The sequence below is a fragment of the Neisseria sp. P0009.S007 genome (genome assembly GCF_051962515.1).
In genome coordinates, this window is sequence record NZ_JBQCVF010000020.1 from 1 (window position 1) to 23,877 (window position 23,877).

Annotated in this window: 23 protein-coding genes and 1 tRNA gene; 13 read left to right on the forward strand and 11 right to left on the reverse strand. The window is 50.4% G+C overall.

Annotated elements, in window-relative coordinates; all coding sequences use genetic code 11:
• On the reverse strand, positions 1-176 hold a 176-nt coding region (locus tag ACTHS3_RS03650; RefSeq protein WP_440367205.1), incomplete at its 3' end, for a YqgE/AlgH family protein.
• 30 nt (positions 177-206) lie between these two features.
• Positions 207-752, reverse strand: coding sequence for a CreA family protein (locus ACTHS3_RS03655; RefSeq protein WP_004520084.1), 546 nt, complete (start codon positions 750-752; stop codon positions 207-209).
• 173 nt (positions 753-925) lie between these two features.
• Here ACTHS3_RS03655 and ACTHS3_RS03660 point away from each other — a divergent pair, with 173 nt between their 5' ends.
• The 5 genes from ACTHS3_RS03660 to ACTHS3_RS03680 all read left to right on the forward strand — a co-directional run bounded on the left by ACTHS3_RS03660 (position 926) and on the right by ACTHS3_RS03680 (position 7,556).
• A complete protein-coding gene (locus ACTHS3_RS03660; RefSeq protein ID WP_440367196.1) occupies positions 926-2,833 on the forward strand; it encodes a peptidoglycan DD-metalloendopeptidase family protein in 1,908 nt (635 codons plus the stop codon).
• Positions 2,834-3,048: 215 nt separating this feature from the next.
• Positions 3,049-4,521 (forward strand): S41 family peptidase, encoded by a 1,473-nt coding sequence (locus tag ACTHS3_RS03665; protein ID WP_004520081.1) that lies wholly within the window; start codon positions 3,049-3,051, stop codon positions 4,519-4,521.
• A gap of 89 nt (positions 4,522-4,610) precedes the next feature.
• Entirely contained in the window at positions 4,611-5,147 is a 537-nt protein-coding gene (locus ACTHS3_RS03670; protein ID WP_004520080.1) for a hypothetical protein, read from the forward strand.
• A gap of 73 nt (positions 5,148-5,220) precedes the next feature.
• Complete coding sequence (gene radA, locus ACTHS3_RS03675; RefSeq protein WP_070625490.1) at positions 5,221-6,597, forward strand: DNA repair protein RadA; 1,377 nt, start codon at positions 5,221-5,223, stop codon at positions 6,595-6,597.
• A 152-nt stretch (positions 6,598-6,749) separates the two neighbouring features.
• A complete protein-coding gene (locus ACTHS3_RS03680; protein WP_003685136.1) occupies positions 6,750-7,556 on the forward strand; it encodes a DUF4198 domain-containing protein in 807 nt (268 codons plus the stop codon).
• A gap of 55 nt (positions 7,557-7,611) precedes the next feature.
• Here ACTHS3_RS03680 and ACTHS3_RS03685 read toward each other — a convergent pair whose 3' ends face one another.
• Both ACTHS3_RS03685 and ACTHS3_RS03690 read right to left on the reverse strand, forming a co-directional pair.
• Positions 7,612-8,172 carry a pseudouridine synthase gene (locus tag ACTHS3_RS03685; RefSeq protein WP_440367199.1) on the reverse strand — a complete coding sequence of 187 codons (561 nt, stop codon included), beginning with the start codon at positions 8,170-8,172 and terminating at the stop codon, positions 7,612-7,614.
• A gap of 80 nt (positions 8,173-8,252) precedes the next feature.
• Positions 8,253-8,345: transfer RNA gene (locus ACTHS3_RS03690), tRNA-Ser, on the reverse strand.
• Between the two features lie 199 nt (positions 8,346-8,544).
• Here ACTHS3_RS03690 and ACTHS3_RS03695 point away from each other — a divergent pair.
• From ACTHS3_RS03695 to ACTHS3_RS03730, 8 genes are all read left to right on the forward strand, one after another.
• The gene (locus ACTHS3_RS03695) at positions 8,545-9,057 is read left to right on the forward strand and encodes a hypothetical protein (RefSeq protein ID WP_223168965.1); all 513 of its coding nucleotides are present in this window, start codon (positions 8,545-8,547) and stop codon (positions 9,055-9,057) included.
• A gap of 52 nt (positions 9,058-9,109) precedes the next feature.
• Positions 9,110-9,727 (forward strand): 4'-phosphopantetheinyl transferase family protein, encoded by a 618-nt coding sequence (locus tag ACTHS3_RS03700; RefSeq protein WP_070625494.1) that lies wholly within the window; start codon positions 9,110-9,112, stop codon positions 9,725-9,727.
• Between the two features lie 93 nt (positions 9,728-9,820).
• Positions 9,821-12,139, forward strand: coding sequence for an MMPL family transporter (locus ACTHS3_RS03705; RefSeq protein ID WP_070625496.1), 2,319 nt, complete (start codon positions 9,821-9,823; stop codon positions 12,137-12,139).
• 134 nt (positions 12,140-12,273) lie between these two features.
• Positions 12,274-13,512 carry an NAD(P)/FAD-dependent oxidoreductase gene (locus ACTHS3_RS03710; protein ID WP_070625498.1) on the forward strand — a complete coding sequence of 413 codons (1,239 nt, stop codon included), beginning with the start codon at positions 12,274-12,276 and terminating at the stop codon, positions 13,510-13,512.
• 97 nt (positions 13,513-13,609) lie between these two features.
• Positions 13,610-14,128 carry a hypothetical protein gene (locus ACTHS3_RS03715; protein ID WP_070625500.1) on the forward strand — a complete coding sequence of 173 codons (519 nt, stop codon included), beginning with the start codon at positions 13,610-13,612 and terminating at the stop codon, positions 14,126-14,128.
• Between the two features lie 3 nt (positions 14,129-14,131).
• Positions 14,132-15,334 (forward strand): beta-ketoacyl-ACP synthase, encoded by a 1,203-nt coding sequence (locus ACTHS3_RS03720; RefSeq protein ID WP_070625502.1) that lies wholly within the window; start codon positions 14,132-14,134, stop codon positions 15,332-15,334.
• A 172-nt stretch (positions 15,335-15,506) separates the two neighbouring features.
• Positions 15,507-17,729: an NADP-dependent isocitrate dehydrogenase gene (locus tag ACTHS3_RS03725; RefSeq protein ID WP_070625504.1), complete on the forward strand. Its 2,223-nt coding sequence runs from the start codon at positions 15,507-15,509 to the stop codon at positions 17,727-17,729.
• Between the two features lie 59 nt (positions 17,730-17,788).
• A complete protein-coding gene (locus ACTHS3_RS03730) occupies positions 17,789-18,382 on the forward strand; it encodes a LolA family protein (protein WP_004520070.1) in 594 nt (197 codons plus the stop codon).
• 55 nt (positions 18,383-18,437) lie between these two features.
• On the opposite strand, the gene ylqF is transcribed toward ACTHS3_RS03730, so the two are convergent.
• From ylqF to ACTHS3_RS03765, 7 genes are all read right to left on the reverse strand, one after another.
• Complete coding sequence (gene ylqF / locus ACTHS3_RS03735) at positions 18,438-19,379, reverse strand: ribosome biogenesis GTPase YlqF (RefSeq protein ID WP_004520069.1); 942 nt, start codon at positions 19,377-19,379, stop codon at positions 18,438-18,440.
• Positions 19,380-19,470: 91 nt separating this feature from the next.
• The gene (locus ACTHS3_RS03740; protein ID WP_039862229.1) at positions 19,471-19,695 is read right to left on the reverse strand and encodes a protocatechuate 3,4-dioxygenase; all 225 of its coding nucleotides are present in this window, start codon (positions 19,693-19,695) and stop codon (positions 19,471-19,473) included.
• Positions 19,696-19,729: 34 nt separating this feature from the next.
• Complete coding sequence (rapZ, locus tag ACTHS3_RS03745) at positions 19,730-20,584, reverse strand: RNase adapter RapZ (RefSeq protein WP_004520067.1); 855 nt, start codon at positions 20,582-20,584, stop codon at positions 19,730-19,732.
• A complete protein-coding gene (gene hprK / locus ACTHS3_RS03750) occupies positions 20,565-21,527 on the reverse strand; it encodes an HPr(Ser) kinase/phosphatase (protein ID WP_004520066.1) in 963 nt (320 codons plus the stop codon). Before hprK ends, rapZ begins: the two co-directional genes overlap by 20 nt.
• Before the next feature lie 3 nt (positions 21,528-21,530).
• The gene (ptsN, locus tag ACTHS3_RS03755) at positions 21,531-21,980 is read right to left on the reverse strand and encodes a PTS IIA-like nitrogen regulatory protein PtsN (RefSeq protein ID WP_049344012.1); all 450 of its coding nucleotides are present in this window, start codon (positions 21,978-21,980) and stop codon (positions 21,531-21,533) included.
• Between the two features lie 268 nt (positions 21,981-22,248).
• The gene (gene ubiA / locus ACTHS3_RS03760; RefSeq protein ID WP_432760660.1) at positions 22,249-23,115 is read right to left on the reverse strand and encodes a 4-hydroxybenzoate octaprenyltransferase; all 867 of its coding nucleotides are present in this window, start codon (positions 23,113-23,115) and stop codon (positions 22,249-22,251) included.
• Between the two features lie 227 nt (positions 23,116-23,342).
• Positions 23,343-23,837: a chorismate--pyruvate lyase family protein gene (locus ACTHS3_RS03765; protein ID WP_070625508.1), complete on the reverse strand. Its 495-nt coding sequence runs from the start codon at positions 23,835-23,837 to the stop codon at positions 23,343-23,345.
• Between the last annotated feature and the right edge of the window lie 40 nt (positions 23,838-23,877).

Below are 23,877 nucleotides of genomic sequence, written 5' to 3' on the forward strand. Positions count from 1 at the left end.
GGGATATTGCGGTCGGCGGCGGCGAAAATCATGTCCATGGTAATCGGCGAAGGCTTGTTGATGATGATGCCCAGCGCACCTTCTTCATCGTGTTCGCACACATAAATGACCGTATCCGTAAAAAACGGATCGTCCATATGAGGCATGGCAATCAGGAAATGGTTGGCTAAATTCATATTCTTCTTAATATCTATAAGCTGATTTTATTATTTTTGTCCGTCGGTAACCGGCGCATCCACCACGCACGCACCGTAAACTGCGCCGCCTGCCGGTACCGGCGTATCGGTTTTCGCATGGGCAAAACACGATACCGCGCTCAAAGAGTTTTTCGGCGAACCTTGAACGATTTTATCGCTGTACACCAAATAAGCGAAAGACTTACGTTTCGGATCGTAGTAGCGGATAATCTGTTGGCTCTTAAATGCTATGCTGGCACTGCGTTTGAACACTTGTCGCGGTTTCAAAACCGCAGCCTCGTTATAACGGATGACTTCCGCACTTTGCACGCAGGAAACTGATGCGTCGCTGGCATCTTCTTCCAGATTGACCGTTTCTTTCAAACCGCCTTTTTTCGCGTACGAAATATAACAGGCAACCCCCTGCACATCAGGATCGTCAAAACCTTCCACTTCGATACGGTCGTTTTTACCCAGCATATGAAACACCGTACTGGCGCGTCCGATTTTATCGGTATTGTCACCGCAAGCCGCCAAAACCATGGCACCCAACACTACTAATAAATATTTTTTCATAATATCCTGTCGATGCAGACTGTCAGTTTCCAGGCAGACTAAACCCCGTCCGCCCACTCTATCGTTACTATATAAGATCGTTCGTCCATATTGCAACCCGATATTATTTTCAGACGGCCTGACAGACAGTATAATCCGTCCTATTGTTCCTACTTTGATAGCAAGATCGAACCATGCGTTACATACCCCTCATTCTCGCCCTGTTGCTCAGTTTCTCCCTGCCAACCTATGCTGCCAAAGACGCGCCGAAAGAAAAAGCGGCCACTGTCAAAAAGGCTGCGCCCGTAAAAAAAGAGAAAGAAGCCGCTAAGGCAGATGTAAAAAAAGAAACCTCAAAAAAACAAGCGGTAAAAGAAAAAGAGGAAAACAAAAAAGCGGTTAAAGCCAAAGCTGCCAAAGAGAAGGAAACCGCCGACAAAAACGAACGCGCTTCAGCCAAAAACAAAACGGCTAAAGTCGCCGAAGCCGCTGCCGACAATAAAAAGTCCAGCCGCAAAGCCGAAGAGCCTAAAGAAACGGCAAAAGACAAAAAAGCCACAGCCGCAAAATCCGGCAAGGCCAAAGAACAAGACAAGAAACCTGTTGAAGATAAAAAAGACAGCAAAGCTAAAGAACCCGTAAAAAAAGCAGAACCTAAGGAAATCAAAGCCAAAGAGCCTGCTAAAAAAGCGGTTGAGGATAAAAAAGACGGCAAAAAAACCAAAGAGCCCGGAAAAAAAACAGCCGAAGACAAAAAGGCCGAAGCTAAAGAGCCTGCCCAAAAAGCTGTCGAAGACAAAAAAGACGCTAAAAAAGACACAAAAGCCAAAGAGCAAAACAAAAAAGCCGAGCCTAAAGTTGAGCCTAAAGCCATCTCTTCAGCCGACAACGATTTCAAAGCAGCCGTAACTGCCGCCGCCAACGATATGGAAACCAAGAAATCCTTTGCCAAACGCAACGAGGGTTTCATTATCCATGTCAATGCCACGCTCAAACAGCTGCAACAAACACGCAACAACCTCTCCGGCATCAACCGCAAACAACGCGACGCATGGGAAAAATTCCAAAAACTTAATGCCGATGCCAACCAGTTGAAAGCCGAAGTTTCCAACACGCGCGCCCAAATTTCGCGTTTTGTGTCCGGCAACTATAAAAACAGCCAGCCTAACGCGGTCGCCCTCTTCCTGAAAAACGCCGATGCCGGTCAAAAAACCCGCTTCCTGCGTTACACGCGTTATATCAACAACGCCAACGACCAAGTCATGAGAGACTTGGAAAAACAACAAAAAGAGCTGGCGGCGCAGGAGCAAAAAATCAACAATGAATTGGCTTACCTGAAAAAACTGCAAGCCAATATCCAAGCTTCATTGCGTCAACAAGGCGTAACCAATACCGCCGAACAAGCTGAAAGCCGCCGTCAAAACGCGCAAATGGCCAAAGAAGCGCAAAAGAAAATCAACCACAGAGAAAACGAGCAGCGCCTCAACAATCTCTTGAAAGATTTAGAAAAACGCAAAGCCGAGCAACGCAAAGCCGAAGCCGAAGCGCGTAAGAAAGCCGCCGAAGCCCGTTTGGCCGCCGCCGAAAAAGCCCGCAAAGAGCAGGCTGCCGCCCAACAAAAAGCCGAAGCCGAACGCGCCGCCATGTCCACGCTGACTGACGAAGACATGAAACTGCAAGCCCCCAACACCCAAGGCTTTACCGTCAGCAATGCCAACAGCTTCAGCCGTATGCAAGGCCGTCTGAAAAAACCGGTCAACGGCACATTGGCAGGCCTGTTTGGTCAAGACCGCGGCGATGGCGAAGTTTGGAAAGGCGTGTTCTACAATACCGTTCCTGCTCCTGTCAGCAGCATTGCCTCAGGCACAGTTACTTTTGCCGGCGAACTTGAAGGCTACGGCAAAGTAGTCGTCCTCGACCACGGCGACGGCTATGTCAGCATTTACTCCGGCCTGAACGAAATCGACATCGCCCAAAACTACGCCGTCAATGCCGGCAGCAAGATTGGTACCAGCGGCACTTTGCCGTCGGGCGAAACCGGCCTTTACCTTGAAGTCCGCTACAACGGACAAGTCATGAATCCGCTTTCCTGGATTAACTGATGTTTCAGACGGCCTGAGTGAATTTTCCCCTTCAGGCCGTCTGAATTTTCATCATAAACTACAATAAAACACGATTTTCACGCCTGTTCAGCACATTAAACAACAAACTTTTACCTTAAACTTATTGTTCCAAGCGTTTAAATCACATAAAGTCAACGGGTTCAGAGAAAACAAAAACTACTTTGCTTACCGTACACAAAAAGAAAGTCAAACGAATGTCAACAAAATCCACTTTAAAAAAAGTTGCAATCTACACTCTCGGCGCGTTTAGCGGCATCGCCCTCAGCCTGAGTGTACAAAGTTTTGCCGCCGAAAAAGACAAAAAAGACAACGAGGCCCTGCCCGTGCAAACCATCCGCACCATGGCAGAAGTGTACGGCCAAATCAAAGCCAACTATTACCAAGACAAACCCGACGCCGAGCTCTTTGAAGGCGCAATGAAAGGCATGGTGTCCGATCTCGATCCGCATTCCGAGTATATGGACAAAAAAGGATATGCCGAAATGAAAGAATCCACCAGTGGCGAATTCGGCGGCTTGGGCATGGAAATCGGACAGGAAGACGGCTTCGTCAAAGTCGTTGCCCCGATTGAAGACACTCCGGCAGAACGCGCCGGCGTAAAAAGTGGCGACTTCATCGTCAAAATCGACAATACCTCTACGCGCGGCCTGACCGTCAGCGAAGCCGTCAAAAAAATGCGCGGCAAACCGGGTACCAAAATCACCCTGACCCTTTCACGCAAAAATGCCGACAAACCCATCGTCGTCAACCTGACCCGCGCCATCATCAAAGTCAAAAGCGTGCGCCATCATCTGCTTGAAAAAGACTACGGCTACATCCGCGTCTCCCAATTCCAAGAGCGCACTGTTGCCGCACTCAACGAAGCTGCGCAAGCCCTTGTCAAAGAAAACAAAGGTCCGCTCAAAGGCATCATCCTCGACTTGCGCGACGACCCGGGCGGCCTGCTCAACGGTGCAGTCGGCGTATCCGCAGCCTTCCTGCAACCTGACGTAACCGTTGTCAGCACCAAAGGCCGCAACAAAAAAGAAGGCATGGTACTCAAAGCAACTGCCGAAGACTACATCACCACCAGCGGCAAAGACCCGTTGGCAGGATTGCCTGCCGAGCTGAAAACCATTCCTATGACCGTCCTGATTAACGCAGGCTCGGCCTCCGCTTCCGAAATCGTTGCCGGTGCATTGCAAGACCACAAACGCGCCGTCGTCGTCGGCACACAAAGTTTCGGCAAAGGCTCAGTACAGACCCTGATTCCGCTTTCCGGCGGCAGCGCAGTTAAACTGACCACCGCCCTTTACTACACACCAAACGACCGCTCGATTCAAGCGCAAGGCATTGTTCCTGACGTTGAAGTCAAAGACAAAGACCGCGCTTTTGAAAGCCGCGAAGCCGATTTGGTCGGCCATATCGGCAATCCGTTGGGCGGCCAAGACGTCAACAGCAGCACTGAAACGCCTGCCAACGCAGAAACCAAAGCCGATAAAGACAAGTCCAAAAAAGACAAAGACGAAGACATCTCCAGCCGCCGCATTCCAAATCCGGCCAAAGATGATCAACTCCGCAAAGCCTTGGACTTGGTGAAAAATCCAGCCGAATGGCAAAAATCTTTGGGTTTGGCAGCGAAAAAACCTGCTCCGAAAAAAGATGCGGATAAAGACAGCAAAAAATAAACCCATCTTTATCCGATAAAAGGCCGTCTGAAAACTTTCCATTTTCAGACGGCCTATAAACACCTCCCTACTCCAAGGTAAGAACAAACATGAACATTTCCAGACTCATCCTCCCCGCACTGACCAGCCTATTCCTCCTAAACTCCCCGGTATCATCGGCAGCCAAACCCGAACAAGCCTCTGAGATGTACATTGCCAACAAAATCACCAGTGAAAACCTACACGGCTTCTGGGGAAATGCAGTCGAAAACGAAGAAGGCGCTCTTATCAACACAACCATCTTTAACCCCGACAACACTGGCACAGACATCGCCATAATGAGTTTCAAAGCCACCAACAAAATCTTCACCATCAGACAGGACTTTAATTGGACATTTGACGAGAAAAAACAAGAAATCCACCAAACCGTAACTGACTATAAAACCTCCATCAACGGCAAAGAAGAACAAAACAAACAAAAAATAGGTGAAAAAAGTACCATAAAAGCCAGAATCCTCATCATCAAAGGCCTGCCCGGTATGTTGGAATTGACTGACAAAGCCAGTGGCAACCAAACCAGCTACTTTAAACAAGATCCGGATAAAATACTCAACCATCTTGAAAACAGCAAAAAAACACACCCATAATCTCAAGGCCGTCTGAAAACCTCCCTCACTTTTCAGACGGCCTTCCCACTAAATATTGCGGAAACAAAACACCATGGCAAAAGCCCCCAAAACCATCTACCAATGCTCCGAATGCGGCGGTACTTCCCCGAAATGGCAGGGTAAATGCCCGCATTGCGGCGAGTGGAACACGCTTCAGGAAAACCTTGCCGCGCCCGAACCGAAAAACGCCCGCTTCCAATCTTGGGCGGCGGACACCTCGACCGTCCAATCCCTCTCCGCCGTCACCGCTACCGAAGTGCCGCGCAATCCGACCGGCATGGGCGAACTCGATCGCGTATTGGGCGGCGGTTTGGTTGATGGCGCGGTCATCCTGCTCGGCGGCGACCCCGGCATCGGCAAATCCACGCTGCTGTTACAAACCATTGCCAAAATGGCGCAAAGTCGCAAAGTGCTGTACATTTCCGGCGAGGAATCCGCCCAACAAGTCGCCCTGCGTGCGCAACGTTTGGAACTGCCCACCGAAGGCGTGAACCTGCTTGCCGAAATCCGCATGGAAGCGATTCAGATGGCCTTGAAACAGCATCAGCCCGCAGTCGTGGTCATTGATTCCATCCAAACTATGTATTCCGACCAAATCACTTCCGCCCCCGGTTCCGTGTCGCAGGTGCGCGAGTGTGCCGCCCAACTGACGCGTATGGCGAAACAGATGGGCATCGCCATGATACTGGTCGGACACGTTACCAAAGACGGCGCGATTGCCGGCCCGCGCGTGCTGGAGCATATGGTCGATACCGTGCTGTATTTCGAGGGCGACCAACACTCCAACTACCGCATGATACGTGCCATCAAAAATCGTTTCGGTGCGGCAAACGAACTGGGTGTATTCGCCATGACCGAAAACGGTTTGAGAGGCGTATCCAACCCGTCCGCCATCTTCCTTGCCAGCTACCGCGACGACACGCCCGGCTCATGTGTTTTGGTTACACAAGAAGGCAGCCGCCCGCTTTTGGTCGAAATTCAGGCATTGGTCGATGACGCTCACGGCTTTACCCCCAAACGCCTCACCGTCGGCCTCGAACAAAACCGCCTCGCCATGCTGCTCGCCGTCCTCAACCGCCACGGCGGCATTGCCTGCTTCGACCAAGACGTGTTCCTCAACGCCGTCGGTGGTGTCAAAATCGGCGAACCCGCTGCCGACCTCGCCGTCATCCTCGCCATGCTCTCCAGCTTCCGCAATCGCCCCATGCCTGAAAAAACCGTGGTTTTCGGCGAAATCGGCTTAAGTGGCGAAGTCCGCCCTGTTGCACGCGGGCAAGAGCGGCTCAAAGAAGCGGAAAAACTCGGCTTCAAACGCGCCATCGTCCCCAAAGCCAATATGCCGCGCAACGCCAAAGAGTTTCCGAACCTGAAAATCTACGGCGTCAGCAGTTTGCAGGAAGCGATTGATGTTTGTCGTGACGGGGACTAAACCGTTTCGATAATCTGATTCAAAAAAACAATCATCTAAAAGGCCGTCTAAAAGTTTTCAAACGGCCTCTCTTTAAATTTAAATAATTTTGTTATATTATAACGAACGACTTTATTCTATCTTTTCTACACATCGAAAATCGGAGAGAAATCATGAAAAAAACCGCTTTGCTTATCGCATCTGCCTTCCTGTTCAGCACTGCCGCACACGCCCATCGCGTTTGGGTTGAAACCGCCCACACACATGGCGGCGAATACCTTGAAGCCGAATTGGGCTATGGCGAATTCCCGGAACTTGAGCCCATCGCCAAAGACCGCCTGCACATTTTCAGCAAACCCATGCAACTGGTGACTGAAAAAGGCAAAGAAAACATGATTCAAAAAGGCACATACAATTACCAATACCGCAGCAAGCTGCCGGTCAAAGACGGCAGCTACCTCGTTACAGCCGAGTACCAACCGACTTTCTGGTCAAAAAACAGCGCAGGTTGGAAGCAGGCAAGCATCAAAGAAATGCCTGATGCAAGCTATTGCGAACAAACCCGTATGTTTGGTAAAAACATCGTCAATGTCGGCCACGAAAGCGCAGATACCGCCATCATCACCAAACAAGTCGGCCAACATCTGGAAATCGTACCTTTGGACAACCCTGCCAACGTCCACGTCGGCGAACGCTTCAAAGTCCGCGTCCTCTTCAATGGCGAGCCGCTGCCTAACGCCACTGTTACTGCTACATTTGACGGCTTCGACACCAGCGACCGCAGCAAAACCCATAAAACCGAAGCCCAAGCCTTCTCCGATACTACCGATGACAAAGGCGAAGTCAGCATCATTCCATTGCGCCAAGGTTTCTGGAAAGCCAGCGTAGAACACAAAGCCGATTTCCCCGATCAAAGCGTGTGCCAAAAACAGGCGAACTACACCACTTTGACCTTCCAAATCGGTCATTCACATCATTGATTTTTCCATAACAAAAGGCCGTCTGAATAGTTCAGACGGCCTTTATTCATCCTATTTAAGGACGATGCGGCGCAAACTGCCATTGTCCCAATTCCAAATTCAAATCAAATAGGTTCAAACGGCCTATTGCCACACGGACCAAGCGTAAACACGGAAAGCCTGCTTTCGCCGTCATCCTTCGCACTTGACGGTTTTTCCCTTCCGAAATTTTGATTTCCACCCAAAAATCAGGCACGGACTTGCGCACGCGAATCGGCGGCACGCGCGGCCATAAAACATCCGCTTCGCCTTCTTCCAATACCCTGACCTCAGCCAGACGAGTGACAAAATCGCCCAAATCTACGCCACGGCGCAACAAATCCAATTTGGCTTCATCAGGAGAACCCTCCACCTGCGCCCAATAAGTTTTGACCTGCTTAAATTTCGGGTCGGCAATCTGCGCCTGCAAACGGCCATTATTGGTCAGCAGCAGCAAACCCTCGCTGTCCGTATCCAAACGTCCGGCCGGATAAAATCCCGGTTTCTCGATAAAATCCTTAAGGCACTGATGTTTTTCATGTGCAGAAAACTGGCAAATCACGCCATAAGGCTTGTTTAGAATAATCAAATCGTTCATTTCACACTTTCAGACGGCCTTGGATTCCAAGAAATTCCGGATAATAAAAAAGACACCGTATAAACGGTGTCTTTCATATTTGGCGGAGTAAGAGGGATTCGAACCCTCGATGCAGGTTGACCCCACATGCTTCCTTAGCAGGGAAGTGCCTTCAGCCTCTCAGCCATTACTCCTAAGGAAGACCGCAATATACGCTTTCTGCCCTCCTTCGTCAAGCATTGCCGCCTCAAACTTTCTTAACACCATGAAATCATTTAAATAAAAATATAATATTTTTTGCATCATCCTATTTTTATACTTCTTTCATATATGTTAAAATGATTCTGTTTTCTGTAAACCTTTTTTCACACCCCTTATTACAAAGGAGTTCGTATGTTACGTTTTTCTGCTTTGGTTGCCGTATCCGCCCTGATGCTTGCTGCTTGCTCACAATCCGGCAATTCCCAACCATCTACTTCCTCCTCTCAAACTTCTACTCAAAAAACGACTGCCGCCGGTTCTGCCTGCCGCAGCATGGGTGAAGGCCATAAAGTCAATGGCAAAGGTCAAAACGATATTTATATGTGTAAAGTCGATGTGGCTTTGAACTCTGCCGAAGCCAAATCCGCTTTGGATCCTAGCATCCGCGTTCACTACGGCAGCACATCCGGCGCAACTTTGACTTCCCGTCAAATCTCCAACTCAGTCGGCAAAACCCCTGATGAAACCTGCCAACGCGCATTCCTGAGCGCGGTTAAACGCTTCCAAAGCACTGCACATCGCAAAAAAGCCAAATCCGTTCACCTGGTTAGCTACTTTGACAAAGTAACCAAAGGCGGTAACGAGTACGAATGCCACATCGCTACATTCAACAGCCGTGTGGTTTTGAAAGGCAGCTTCCACTAAGCAATGTCAAAAATGCCGGACTTCAATATGAAGTTTGGCATTTTTCTATTTTATGGATACGACACCCCTTCACTGCCTACTGGCCGATCCGTCTTTTGTCGTCTGCTACGACCATGCGTCTCTAAACACAGCCGATTCACAACGTTTGGCTGCCACGCCGCAACTGGCGCAGCGTCAAGACTGGCAAGTCAGCCGCGCATTAAAACAGCAAACCGATTTACCGGCTGTATCGCTGAGCCACAGCCAAGGCTTTGCCGCTTTATTGTGTGCGCCTCAGCCCTTAACAGCCGGAGTCGATATCGAATTTATCCGCCCGCGTGATTTCAAAGCGCTATCGGCTTTGGTCTACACACAGGAAGAACAAGACTACTTGGAAACGGCAAACTGGCCGTCTGAAACGTTTTACCGATTATGGTGTTTCAAAGAAGCATTGATTAAAGCGGCGAATTTGGATTTCCCGTCAGACATGAAATCGGTCGGCTATGTTTTCGATTCAGGGCAACCCGTCAGTTTACGCGCAGGAAAGCAAACCGATTGGCGTGGCACAAGCGCGATTTTGGCGGATACGATGGCACTTGCCTGCGTTTGGAAGGGAAAAGCCGTCGCTCTGCAATGGCAGTTTTTCGGCTCACTCAAGCCCAATGATTTAACCGACCAGCAAACTATCTAACAACTGACAAACTAATAATAATCTGATTTAATTTACTGCACTTTTACTTATTCCACACACCAACAGCAGCATTTGCAAAAGGCCGTCTGAACGATGAATCTTCGCCTCCTAAAACGCCTCTATACTGCCCTTATCCTGTTTCTTACCCTGTTTTTGGTTTATGCCTTTGCTTCACAAACGCGTATCCAAACCGATTTGACCGCGTTGTTGCCAAGCGAGCAGCAACCCGATGCTTTACTGACGGCTGCAGATAAAGCCGCAGAAGCGCAGCTCAATTCGCAAGTTATTTTGCTTGCAGGCAGTACCGATGCCGAAACTGCTTTTCAGACGGCCTCACAAATTGCCGACGCATGGCGCAAAAGCGGCGTATTTGAACAAGTCGACAGCAGCATGACGCCGAATTTGGATAAAGTGCGGGTGGATATGCAGAAGCTGAGTTTGGCAGTTTTGCCGCAAGACGAAATACGCCTGCTGTTTGAGCAGCCGCAAGCCTATTTTCAGGCTCGGGCAGAAGCCGCGGCCAATCCGTTTGCCGCCCCCTCGCCTTTGTCTTTAGAACAAGACTGGCTGGGCTTCGGACGCTTTGTTGCCGACAAGGCCAATCCGCAAAGCCGTTTACAGTGGGACATGGACAACGGCATGTTGTTTGCCGAAGACAAAGGCAAAACTTGGGTATTTTTGCGCGGACGGCTCGCCGGCGGCGATCAATTTTCCGGCAACGATGCCCTCTTACCGCTGATGGCGCAAAGCCGTCAAATCGCTTCGGGAAACGGCGCGGAAACCTTAAGCGCAGGTGGCGCATTGTTCGCCGCCGTATCCAAAGCAGCCGCAGAAAAAGAAAGTCGGCTGATGAGCATAGTCGGACTTGGGCTGACCTTTGCGCTGCTGTTGTGGGTCTTCCGCAGCGGCCGCGTGTTTTTGCTGTCCTTGCCGCTGGCAGCCGGTATGTTGACCGGATTGGCGGTTGCATTATTAACCTTCGGCGAAGTGCATATCCTGACCATCGTCATCGGCACCAGCCTGGTGGGTATGTTGGTGGATTTCCCGTTACACTGGCTTGCTCCGTCGGTATTCGGGCCGTCTGAAAAGACCGTTTGGCAGGCTGAATCAGCAATGAAACATGTCTTGCCAAGTTTTGCCGTCAGCCTGACAATTACCGTCTTGGGCTACGCGCTGCTGTGGTTTACCCCTTTGCCTGTATTACGCCAAACCGCCGTATTTTCAGGCTTTGCCTTATTTGGCGCGTTTGGTGCCACCGTTTTATGGCTGCCGCCGCTGTTTCGCCGCTACCGTGCCAAAACCGTGCCTTTTGCCGCATTAACTGAAAAGCTCTATTCCTTGTCAGGCCGTCTGAAAAACCGCCTGCACAAACGCGGATGGTTAATCGTGGGCGGAATTTTGCTGGCAGTCGGACTGTGGCGCAGCGACTGGCGTGACGACATCCGTCAATGGGTCAATATGCCGACCGCGATGTTGGCCGAAGTACAACAAATCGGCCAGTTGAGCGGCACGGATTTTGGCGGCAAATATTTGGTGGCCGAAGCACAAAGCGAAGATGCCCTGTTGAAGAAAACCGCCGAACTCGGTCGCGCCCTGCAGCCCTTAATCGCGCAAGGCAAACTTTCCGGCATCCAATCGCCCGACCAATTCATCCTGCCGACAACGGAACAGCAAAAACTGCAAAACCGCCTGCGTGAATTGACCAAATTGCCTGATAGCTGGAAACCACTCACAGAAATCGGTATTCCGCGCAAAACAGTACGCGATGCCCTGCTGCAAGCTGCCGACACACAACCATTATCGCTTTCAGACGGCCTGAATACCGATTTGGCAGAGGCTTGGCGTTCCTTGTATTTGGGCGAAGTGGAACCAGGCCGTTTTGCTGCTGTCGTGCGTTTGAACGGCATGACCGATGAAGCCGCCGTACGCTCCGTGGCGCAACACGTCTCCGGCATACATTGGGCAGACAAACGCGCCCACTTAAACGAGCTTTTCCACCACACGCGCAATCAGGCCGCATGGTTGAAACTGGCTTCCTATGCGTTGGCATGGCTGCTTTTGTGGAAAATGTTTGGCTTCAAACGCGGCAGCAAAATCCTTGCCGTACCGCTGGCCGCAGCCATCTGCACCGTTGCCGTACTCGGTTTGGCCGGCATTCCCGTCAGCCTGTTTGCCATGTTCGGCCTGCTTTTAGTGTCCGCCATCGGCGTGGACTATGCCGTCTATGCCGCCACCGCACACCACAGCGCGCCGGCAAAATTAGGCGGTATGCTGCTTGCTGCTGCGACAACAGCCATTTCCTTTGCCCTGCTCGCCATCAGCAGCACGCCCGCTGTTGCCGCGTTCGGCATGACGGTTACCATCGGTGTGGCATTCAATATTTGGCTGGCAGGCACATTGTTGAAAAATTAGACAAAAGATGAAGGCGATTGAAGTTGAAGCGATATTTTTTTCAACTTCTATCGTCACGTTGTAAGAGGCCGTCTGAAAAACTTCAGACGCTAGTTTAAACATTTTTTTATCATTAAAATCAAAGGTATTTTCAAATGTCCGTAGAATTTGACGTTGCCGTTATCGGCGCAGGCCCTTCAGGTTCGGTTGCTTCCGCTTTGCTGAACAAACAAGGCTTTAAAGTTTGCGTATTGGAAAAACAACATTTCCCGCGCTTTGTCATCGGCGAAAGCCTGTTGCCGCATTGCATGGAAATGTTGGAAGAAGCCGGTTTTGCCGATGCAGTGCATGCCGAACCCAGCTTTCAATTTAAAGACGGTGCTGCGTTTTCATGGGGCAGCCGTTACACAGATTTCAACTTTACTGAAAAATTTTCAGACGGCCCCGGTACTATTTATCAAGTGCGCCGCGGCATCTTCGACAAAATCCTGATTGATGAAGCGGCAAAACAAGGCGTCGATGTCCGCTTCGGACACGGCGTAACCGCGTTTGACAACAGTGACAATGTGGCACGTTTGAGCGTTGCGACCGATACAGGCGAAAACTATGAACTGACTGCCAAATTCGTTTTGGATGCCAGCGGTTACGGTCGCGTCCTGCCCCGCCTTTTAGATTTGGAAAGTCCGTCCGAGCTGCCTCCGCGCCAAGCCCACTTCACGCATATCGACGACAACATCACCAGCCCGAAATTCGACCGCAATAAAATCCTGATCAACACGCACCCTGAACATCGCGATGTCTGGATTTGGCTGATTCCTTTCGGCGACAACCGTTGCTCCATCGGCGTTGTCGGCACGCCCGACAAACTGGCCGGCGAATCAGAAGCCGTGTTGAAAAAATTTGTGTACGAATGCCCGATGCTGGCGGAAATTTTAGATAAAGCCGTTTGGGAAAACGACTTTCCGTTCCGCTCTATCCAAGGCTATTCCGCCAACGTGAAAACCTTATACGGCAAACATTTTGCTCTTTTGGGCAACGCCGCCGAATTCCTCGACCCAGTCTTCTCCTCCGGAGTAACCATTGCCCTGCACTCTGCCAAACTGGCTGCCGATTTGTTGGGCAAGCAGCTCAAAGGCGAAGCTGCCGATTGGCAAACCGAATTTGCCGACCAACTGATGATCGGCGTGAACGCGTTCCGCACTTATGTAACCGGTTGGTACGATTTCCGCTTCCAAAATGCCATCTACGCGCCCAACCGCAGCCCTGAAATCAGCCGCATGATTTCATCTATTCTGGCAGGCTACGCTTGGGACACGAACAATCCATTCGTGGAAAAATCCGAGCAACGTTTGTCCACACTTGCCGCATTGGTGGGCGATTTGAAGGTAGAATAAGGACGAATGCCTTTCAGACGGCCGCGCCTAAAAACAGAACAGGCCGTCTGAAAATCTACCCTCATCATTAAATATTTTGACCGATAGATAAAACCTTATGCGATTTATCCCTTTGCTTGCCGCACTGCTGCTTTCCGCATGTACGACCTCGCTCCCCCATCCGCAAACGCTGCCACCGCTTTCCAAAGAAGGCCAATGGTTCAAACTTGAGCAGACCAATGCGGCGGGGCAAACCGTTCAAACCAATCTCTTGGCAGTCGAGCCTCATTCAGACGGCATCCGCTTTGTCCAAACCGATGCACTGGGTGCGCCGGTATCGCGCCAATCGGTCAGCACCAAAGGCTGGAAAAACGACGGCTTTGTGATGCCCAATGCCAGTTCGCGCCGATTGTTTGCAGCCCTGTTGCCGCTTTTGGCCGCCGAACAAGCCGCTACGCTTTACCCTGAAGCCCGCCAACAAAACGCCACCCACCAAGGCTTCTGCCCTGACGGCAAAGGCGCGGTGTTCAGCTACCGCGAGCGTGATTTGTGGTGTGTCGCCCACCATTCCGAACAATTCCTCATCGGCTTCCCCGACCAAACTTTCTGGACGGTCAGCCCGATTGCAGAAGACTAATTCATGAATACTCCTGTTTATCTCAGCCGTCCGGCACTGACCAGCGCATTGGGTAGCGGCTTGCAAGTTCATGCCGATGCCTTACTCACGCCGTCTGAAAACACGTCCCTGACTTTTTCAGACCAATGGGTAAAAGGCAAAACGTATGCTTTCGGTGCAGTCAAAGAAACCCTGATGCCTCTGCCTGACAGCATTCCCGAAGCGCATCGCAGCCGCAACAACCAGCTTATCCTTCACGCGCTTTCGCAAATAGACGGACTGATTCAGACGGCCATTGCCCGTTACGGCAAAGAAAGGGTCGCTGTCGTGACTGGTACGTCCACCAGTGGCGCAGATGAAAATATCCCTTTGTTCCAACACGTTGTCCAAGGTGGTGAATGGACGGATGTTCCGTTCAAACAGCTGCAACACACCATGGCTTCGCCCTCCGAATTTATCGCCCAAGTTTACGGTTTAGACGGCTTGCGCTATACCGTTTCCACCGCCTGCACTTCCGGCGCACGCGCCCTCATCAGCGCAGCCCGATTGCTTCGTGCCGGATTGTGTGATGCCGTAATTTGCGGCGGCGCGGATACGCTTTCTCCGCTGACGATTAATGGTTTTGCCTCTTTGGAAGTGCTTTCAGACAGCATCGCCAAGCCTTTTTCCTCCAACCGCAACGGCATCAATATCGGCGAAGCGGCCGCATTTTTCGTGATGACGCGCGATGCCGATTTTGACGGCGAAATGCAGTTGCTGGGCTATGGTGCAAGTAGCGATGCCTACCATATGTCTTCTCCCCGCCCCGACGGTTTGGGTGCAGCCCAATCCTTTCAGGCCGCTTTGGATAAAGCCGGCTTGAAAGCGGAAGAGATCGGCTGGATCAATCTGCACGGCACCGGCACGCAACACAACGACAGCATGGAAAGCCAAGCTGTTGCCGAAGTATTTGGCAGCCACACCCTTTGCACTTCAACCAAGCCGTCCACCGGTCACACTTTGGGTGCAGCCGGTGCGATCGAAGCCGCGTTTGCCTGGTTGATGGCCAACCGCCAATACAATCCGGAAGGCAAACTGCCGCCGCAACAATGGGACAACGTACCCGATTCCGAGCTGCCCAACATCGCTTTGACCGACGAAAACAGCCGCTGGCCGTCTGAAAAACGCATCGCCGCCAGCTCATCATTTGCCTTCGGCGGCAGCAATGCTGTTTTGATTATCGGATAAGTCCTTATATTTAGGCTGTCTTTTCAGACGGCCTTTTTCTTTTCCGCAACTTAAAAAACAATAACATCAAAACAACAACCAAATCCGCCGAAATATGCCATAATAGGCTTAGCACATTTCTTCTCGCGATGTGCCCGAAAAGAAAAACTTAACCTACATAGAGAATAATCCCATGACTAAATCCACCATTATCTATACCTACACCGACGAAGCTCCTGCATTGGCCACTCAATCCCTGTTGCCAATCGTGCAGGCGTTTACCCGCCATGCCGATATTGATGTCAAAACCAGCGACATTTCTCTCTCCGGTCGTATTTTGGCGGCGTTTCCCGAATACCTGACCGAAGCGCAACGCGTACCTGATGCGCTTGCCGAATTGGGCGAACTGGTGAAACAACCCGATGCAAACGTGATCAAACTGCCGAACATCAGCGCATCCGTACCTCAACTGACTGCCGCGATTAAAGAATTGCAGTCTAAAGGCTTTGCCGTTCCCGACTATCCTGCCGATCCTCAAACCGATGAAGAAAAAGCCGTGCGCGAACGTTACGACCGCATCAAAGGCAGCGCGGTAAACCCTGTCCTGCGTGAAGGCAACTCCGACCGTCGCGCGCCTAAGGCAGTGAAAAACTTTGCGAAAAAACATCCGCACAGCATGGGCGCATGGACGAAAGACTCCAAAACCCACGTTGCCACCATGCAAAGCGGCGACTTTTTCCATAACGAACAATCCGTTACCGTACCTGAAGCAACTTCCGTATCCATCGTATTCACCGACAAACAAGGCAACAAAAAAGAGCTGCGCGAGCCTGTTGCTCTGAAAGCCGGCGAAATCATCGACGCGACCGTAATGAGCAAAAAAGCCCTGCTCGCCTTCCTTGCCGAACAAGTGAAAGACGCAAAAGCTAAAGGCGTATTGTTCTCGCTGCACATGAAAGCCACCATGATGAAAGTGTCCGACCCGATTATCTTCGGACACGCCGTCAAAGTATTCTTCGCGCCTGTATTTGAAAAATTCGGTGACAAACTGGCTGCCGCAGGCGTCAATGTCAACAACGGCTTCGGCAACCTGCTTGCCAATCTGGACAAACTGGATGCGGACACCCGCGCCGCCGTTGAAGCTGAAATCGCTGCCGTTTACGCTGCCAACCCTGATTTGGCCATGGTTGATTCCGACAAAGGCATCACCAACCTGCACGTTCCTAGCGATGTCATCGTCGATGCTTCTATGCCTGCGATGATTCGTAATTCCGGCCGTATGTGGGATAAAGACGGCAAAGCGCAAGACACCAAAGCCGTGATTCCTGACAGCAGCTACGCCGGTGTTTACCAAGCAACCATCGACTTCTGCCGCGAACAAGGCGCATTTGACCCGACAACCATGGGTACCGTTCCTAACGTCGGTCTGATGGCGCAAGCAGCCGAAGAATACGGTTCGCACAACAAAACTTTTGAAATCGAAGCCGACGGCCAAGTTCAAGTCATTGATGCAGCAGGTAATGTCCTGATGCAACACGACGTTGAAGCCGGCGACATCTGGCGTATGTGCCAAACCAAAGACGCTCCGGTTAAAGACTGGGTACAACTTGCCGTCAACCGCGCCCGTCTGAGCAACACGCCAGCCGTATTCTGGCTCGACGAAAACCGTCCGCACGACAAGAGCCTGCTCGCCAAGGTTAAAGCCTATCTTGCCGAACTGGATACCGACGGCCTCGACATCCGCGTCCTCGCTCCTGAGGAAGCCGCTAAATTCAGCTTGGGCCGTCTGAAAAACGGCGAAGACACCATCTCCGTGACCGGTAACGTCCTGCGCGACTACCTGACCGACTTGTTCCCAATTTTGGAACTGGGTACCAGCGCGAAAATGCTGTCTATCGTTCCATTGATGAATGGCGGCGGTATGTTTGAAACCGGTGCAGGCGGTTCTGCACCGAAACATGTTCAACAATTCCTCGAAGAAAACCACTTGCGTTGGGACTCTTTGGGCGAATTCCTCGCACTCGCCGTATCGTTTGAACATCTGGCGCAAAAAACCGGCAACACCAAAGCCCAAGTCCTCGCCGACACTTTGGATGCAGCCACCGAAAAACTGCTTCTGAACGACAAATCGCCTAAACGCAAAGCTGGCGAACTCGACAACCGCGGCAGCCATTTCTACCTCACCCTCTACTGGGCGCAAGAATTGGCGGCGCAAGACAAAGATGCCGAACTGAAAGCCGCATTTGCGCCGTTGGCAGCCGCTTTGACTGCTGACGAAGCCAAAATCGTTGAAGAACTCTCTGCCGTACAAGGCAAAGCGGTCGACATCGGCGGCTACTACGCAGCCAATCCTGAAAAAGCCGCACAAGCGATGCGTCCAAGCGCAACCTTTAATCAGGCCTTGTCAGCCTTATAATTAAAGCAATAAAAGGCCGTCTGAACTTTCAGACGGCCTCAAAACCTTATGGAAACACAATGAAAAAAACCATTCTTTCTCTTACTCTCCTCATCAGCGCTCCGGCTTTATGGGCATTTTCCCCTGCCGAATTGGCACAAACCCTGCAAAAACCGCAAAACGTGCAAGGTAATTTTGTCCAACAACGCCAGCTCAAATCCCTCAGCAAACCCATGACCACCAGCGGCAGCTTTACCCTTGTCCCACAAAAAGGCCTGCTCTGGAAAATGCAAAAACCATTTGAAACCACCCTGCGCGTGCGTTCAGACGGCATCATGCAATGGAACGGCAGTCAATGGGTCAACCCAAATGCCAGCAAACTCAACGGCCAAAGCCGCCAAATCAAACTCTTCCTCGACCTTTTGGGCGGCAATACCCAGGGCTTGGAAAAACAATTTGATTTGAAATTAAACGGCAACGAGAAAAAATGGACGTTGACCCTGACTCCGAAAACCGCCATTACCCGCCAAATCTTCAACCGTATCGAAATCAACGGCGATACGCTGGTGCGTAAAATCGAATTGGACGAAAAGCAAGGCGACAAAACCATCATGCAGTTCAACCAAATCCAAACCGATAAAGCCCTAGACAGCTTTAGCCGTACCGCCCTCTAAATTGTCTATTCCAACAAAAGGCCGTCTGAAAATAGATTTCTGACAGCCTTTTATATTAATCGGCTGAAGGCTGCTGCCCTTTTCTTTCCGCCTTTCTGGCTTCGCGAATGGCTTTGAGTTCGGCCTCTTTCTGTCTGGCTTTTTTCAGCCAAGTTTCCCATTGGTTTGGCGTTTCCAGCGTGATTCTGCCGATTTTTCCTTCACGGAAATCAGTCAGGATATTTTCAGCAGCCTTTTGATAGTTAACCCGTCCGCCGCTCAAAACCGCACCACGTTTTTTAGCAATCCACTCCAACCAAGAAGTATCGTCCCAATGACTACTTGGATCTTTGTCGGCTTGATAGCGCTCTTGCAACAGGGCCAGATAATGGCGGCGAAGGTAATCCAAAAGCTCAAGCGCCACTTCTTCTTCGTCCAGCGCGTTGCGTCCGACTGCACCGCCGGCCGCAAGGTTGTAGCCGCCTTCTTCAACGATAATTTTTGGCCACAACATACCGGGGGTATCGTAAAGCCAGAAATCGTCTGCAAGGAAAAGGCGCTGTTCGGCTTTGGTAATACCGGGTTCGTTGCCGGTTTTGGCAGATTTTTTGCCGATCATACCGTTAATCAAGGTGGATTTGCCGACGTTGGGGATACCGCAAATCAGGACACGCAGCGGCTTCTCGATACCTTGGCGATGCGGAATCATGGCGCGGCAGGCTTGGGTAATTTTGCTATGCGCGCCAGTTTCGGAAGAATCAAGCGCAATGGCGCGGGTATCTTGGCGGCTGTTGTAGTGTTCGAGCCAAACTCTGGTACGCTCGGGATCGGCAAGGTCTTGCTTGTTTAAGATTTTGAGTTTTGGCTTGCCTTTGGACAACTGGGCAAGCAAGGGGTTTTCGCTGGAAGCAGGCATACGCGCGTCCAACATCTCAATCACCATATCAACGCTTTTAATGCGTTCGGCAATGGCTTTTTTTGCCTTATTCATGTGGCCGGGAAACCATTGGATAGCCATGTCTTTTTATTCTTTCTATTCGTATCTGAGGCCGTCTGAACAATTATTTTTTCAGACGGCCTCGGCATTTGGATAATCGGTCAATCGGGATTTAGAGGTTGCCATGCTCGTAGCTGTAATAACCTGCTTCATCCATACATTGCTCAAACGTCTTGGATGTATTTCCATTTTGAACTTGCGATTTGCAGGTATTGATTTGGCGGGAAACTTCAGCTTCGCTCGCGCCGGTGCGGTGCCAACGGTAAGCAGTGACAGGTTCTGTTGCACAGGCGGTCAAGATAAGCAGGGATAATGCGGTCAGACTGATTTTTTTCATGGTTTCTTCCTTTGAGGCCGTCTGAAACGGCAAGTTAGCGTCCTGCCAAGCTTTGTGCCTGACGATGGCGGACAAGGAGTTCGTAACGGCCTTTGAGGCGTTCGGCCAGTTTTTCCACAACATAAACGGAGCGGTGCTGACCGCCGGTACAACCGATGGCAATCGTCACATAACTACGGCTCTCTTGCTGCAGGCGCGGTAACCAGCGGCTAATAAAATGGTCGATGTCATCAACCATTTCTTGAGCCAACGGCTGCTGACCCAAATAATCTTGAATAGGCTTATCCATGCCGGTAAAGGGGCGTAATTCCGGATCGTAATACGGATTGGGCAGGCTGCGCATATCAAACATAAAGTCGGCATTGTTGGGGACGCCGTATTTGAAACCAAAGGATTCAAGAATGACCAGCAAACCGACACGTTCAATATTGAGCCATTGTTGCACAGCATAACGCAGCTGCTGTGCGTTCATTTTGGACGTATCGATGCAATATGCGATGTCTCTAAGCGGGAAGAGCCATTCGCGTTCTTTTTGCAGGCTTTCCAACAAAGTCAGATTATGGCCGGACAAAGGGTGTCCGCGGCGGGTTTCTGAGAAGCGGCGAACCAACACACCCTCTTCCGCTTCAATAAAGAGGACTTCGACTTGATGCCCTTCATGACGCAAATATTGGATTTGCTCTTGCGCTTCCTGAATATTGATACCGGAACGGATATCAACGCTGACACCAAGCTGGGTTTCTTCGCCGCGTTCAATATGGTACAACACCAGCGAAGGCAACATTTCCAAAGGCAGATTATCAACGCAATAAAAGCCTGAATCTTCGAGTTGTTTGAGGGCTACGGATTTTCCTGAACCGGATAAGCCGCTAATCAGGACGATTTTCATGGTTTTGTTCGTTTTCTTTGAGTTGTGTTTGATGGCGTTCGAGGAATTCTTTGGTGCTGTCTTTACCGCGCAATTGAAGGATGTAATTGCGCACTGCAGCTTCAACCAATACTGCTAAGTTTCGACCGATTGCAACAGGCAGGGTAACGGAACGGATGCTGACGTTGAGGATAGACTCTGTTTCGGTACGGATGCTCAATCGATCGAGTTGTTTCATGTATCCGTCGTCGGCCGGAACCAAATTAATAATCAGCTGGAGGATTTTTTTCGGACGGATGGAGGTTTCGCCAAAAATATGGCGGATATTGAGTATGCCCAAGCCGCGTACTTCGAGGAAATCACGCAGCATAGGCGGGCAACGGCCTTCCAGCATTTCTGGACCGGTACGGAAAAGTTCGACTGCATCATCGGCAATCAGGCTGTGGCCGCGCGAAATCAGCTCCAATGCCAATTCGCTCTTACCCAAGCCGGATTGTCCAGTAATGAGTACGCCCACTTCAAATACATCCAAAAATACGCCATGCTTGATGGTGGAAGTTGCCAATGTCCGTTGCAGATAAATCCGCAAAACGTCCATCAGGTGCGGGCTTTCCTGTTTGGAAGTCAGCAAGGGGATACTGTTGGTATGGCAATAATCGCGTAATTTGGGCGAAACCGGCAAACCGTTGGCGACGATGACCAAAGACATGGGAATGTCGAAAAGCTCGCCGAAATCATAGTTGAGTTCGCCCGATTCCAGACGGCGTAAATATTCGGCTTCGGCTACGCCGACAACTTGAATTTGGTTGGGATGGATAAAGTTTAAATGGCCGACCAAGGCCAAGACGGGTTTATCGGCTTCGACACCGATACGGTTGTCCGCGCCGGAATTGCCGGCAGCCCAAGCAAGTTCGAGTTTGTGCTGATTGTCGGAAAACAGGCGGCGGACAGATATGCTGGGCATGAATTACTCTTCGGTCAGGAGTGTGCGTACTTCTTCGGCAGAAGTCGCGGCCATCAATGCTTCACGGACGGCTTTTTGAGAGAATCTGCCGGCCAGTTTGGACAAGACTTCCAAATGTTCGCCGGTAGCGTTTTCAGGCACAAGCAGGATAAAAATCAGGGAAACGGGTTTGCCGTCGGGCGCATCAAAGGCGACCGGCTCTTTGGTGCGGATAAACGCACCGGTAGCTTTTTTCACGCATGCGTGACGGCCGTGGGGAATCGCCACCCCCTGCCCCAAACCGGTCGAACCAAGTTTTTCACGGGCAAACAGGCAGTCGAACACGTTGGTATTCGGTAATTCTGCTTCATTCTCCAGCAGCTGGGCGGCCTCCTCAAACAGACGCTTTTTGCTGCTGACTTCCAAATCCAAAACGATATGGGACAAAGGTAAAATTTCGCCGATCAGGCTCATGTGTATCTCTTTTAACTGTCGCAAAACAATGGGATTGTACCGATTGTCGGTGCAAATCTCAATCCTGAAGGCGTAATTTACACTCCTCCCGCTAACATTTTCCATGTTGTTTTTGATATTTTTTAACGAGCTAAAAATAATCCAACTGTTTGCTTATATTGAATTTAAAGTAAAAATTCTATCACTAGCCAAACTATGATTCAAATGAAAAGGGGTATGTCCGGCATACTCCTTTTCCCTTTTTTTCAGACGGCCCCAACCTCGTTTTTTAAAACAGTTTGGAAACCAAAAACAACCAAAAATAATGGCAGACCAATCCGCAAAACCACGCCAAGCCGATGCGGTTGTTGGCCAAAAACGTTTGGAAGCACAACTGGCGGTCGCGCGTACGGATGGCGGCATACTGCTGATACTGCCAATACGCGGTTATCGGCAATACCAACCAATAAGGCCAAGTTGCGCCGATTTTAATACCCAGCACCACCATCAATACGGTAAACCAAAAATGGCAAAGCATAGAGGCGGTAATATCGTGATGACCAAATGTGATTGCCGAAGTTTTAATACCGATTTTCAAATCATCTTCTTTGTCCGCCATGGCATAAATCGTGTCGTAAGCCAGCGTCCATAAGGCATTGGCGGTAAACATCAGCCATGCTTCGGGAGGCACTCGGCCTTGCACGGCAGCAAAGGCCATGGGAATGCCGAACGAAAATGCCAGCCCCAAATAAAACTGCGGCAACGGGAAAAAGCGTTTGGTAAAGGGATATGTGACGGCCAGGAACAAGGCCGGAAGGCTCATCAGCCAAGTAAAACGGTTGAGCGGTACCAAGCATAAAGCCGCCATCAGACACAGCATGACGGTCAAAAGCAGCGCTTCGGTTTTGGAAACCAAACCTTTGGCAAACGGGCGGTTTTTGGTACGCTCTACTGCGCCGTCAAAATTGCGGTCGGCAAAGTCATTCACAACGCAACCTGCGCTGCGCATCAAAAATGTGCCAGCGGTAAAGGCAATAAAAATATCCGCGTCAGGAACGCCTTTAGACGCAATCCACAATGCCCAATAAGTCGGCCACAGCAAAAGCAGGGTGCCGATGGGTTTGTCGACGCGCATCAGCTTGGCGTATATCACCATCCGTCCGACAGCGTAACGCGGTAGAAATTGTAGAAAAAAGCGCCTTATGTTCATTGATGTAATGTGTCGTTGTTTATGTGTCGATTCGGAAGGAAAGGCTTTTTAGAGCCTTAGCTCTTATTATAATTTATTGCCGTCTGAAATTAAACAGATATTAACGATTTAATTTATTGTATTATAACAGAATTATGACAAACATCGGTAATTGGTTTTCTTTTCAGGCGGCCTTATCGGTATAAATCCATTAATTTCAATAAGAAATATTCTGTTAATTCCAATGTTTCGCCGTTCCAATCGAAATATGAACGGCGCGCGGTAACAGGCCGTCTGAAAGACGGATGGTCGAAATCTTCAAAACGAAGAAACTCAAAATCCGAACGTTTCAACGGCAATGTACCGTCAAACAGGCGCTCGCCCAGAGGCTGCGTTCCGCAATCCAATAATTCTGTCCATAGACGGCTATCCGGTCGGCACGCACTTCTGGCTTGTATTACTGTTTCGCCGTCCAGTTTGAGCAAAACATCGCGCACAAAGATTTCGTCTCCATTTTCCACTCCCTTCGTCAAACCCAAATACACAGGCTCGACTGAAAAATCCTTACCTGAAGCGCGCAACGCAGCGGTTAGCGAAGAAACGGTCAGCAAATGTTCGGCCTTAGACGGCAGAAGACTTGAAGCTTCGGCATATGAACAAAGTGTGCCACGCGGTATATCAAACGCCATTTACCACCTCTGTTTTGGCCAACTCCTGCCATTTGGCTTC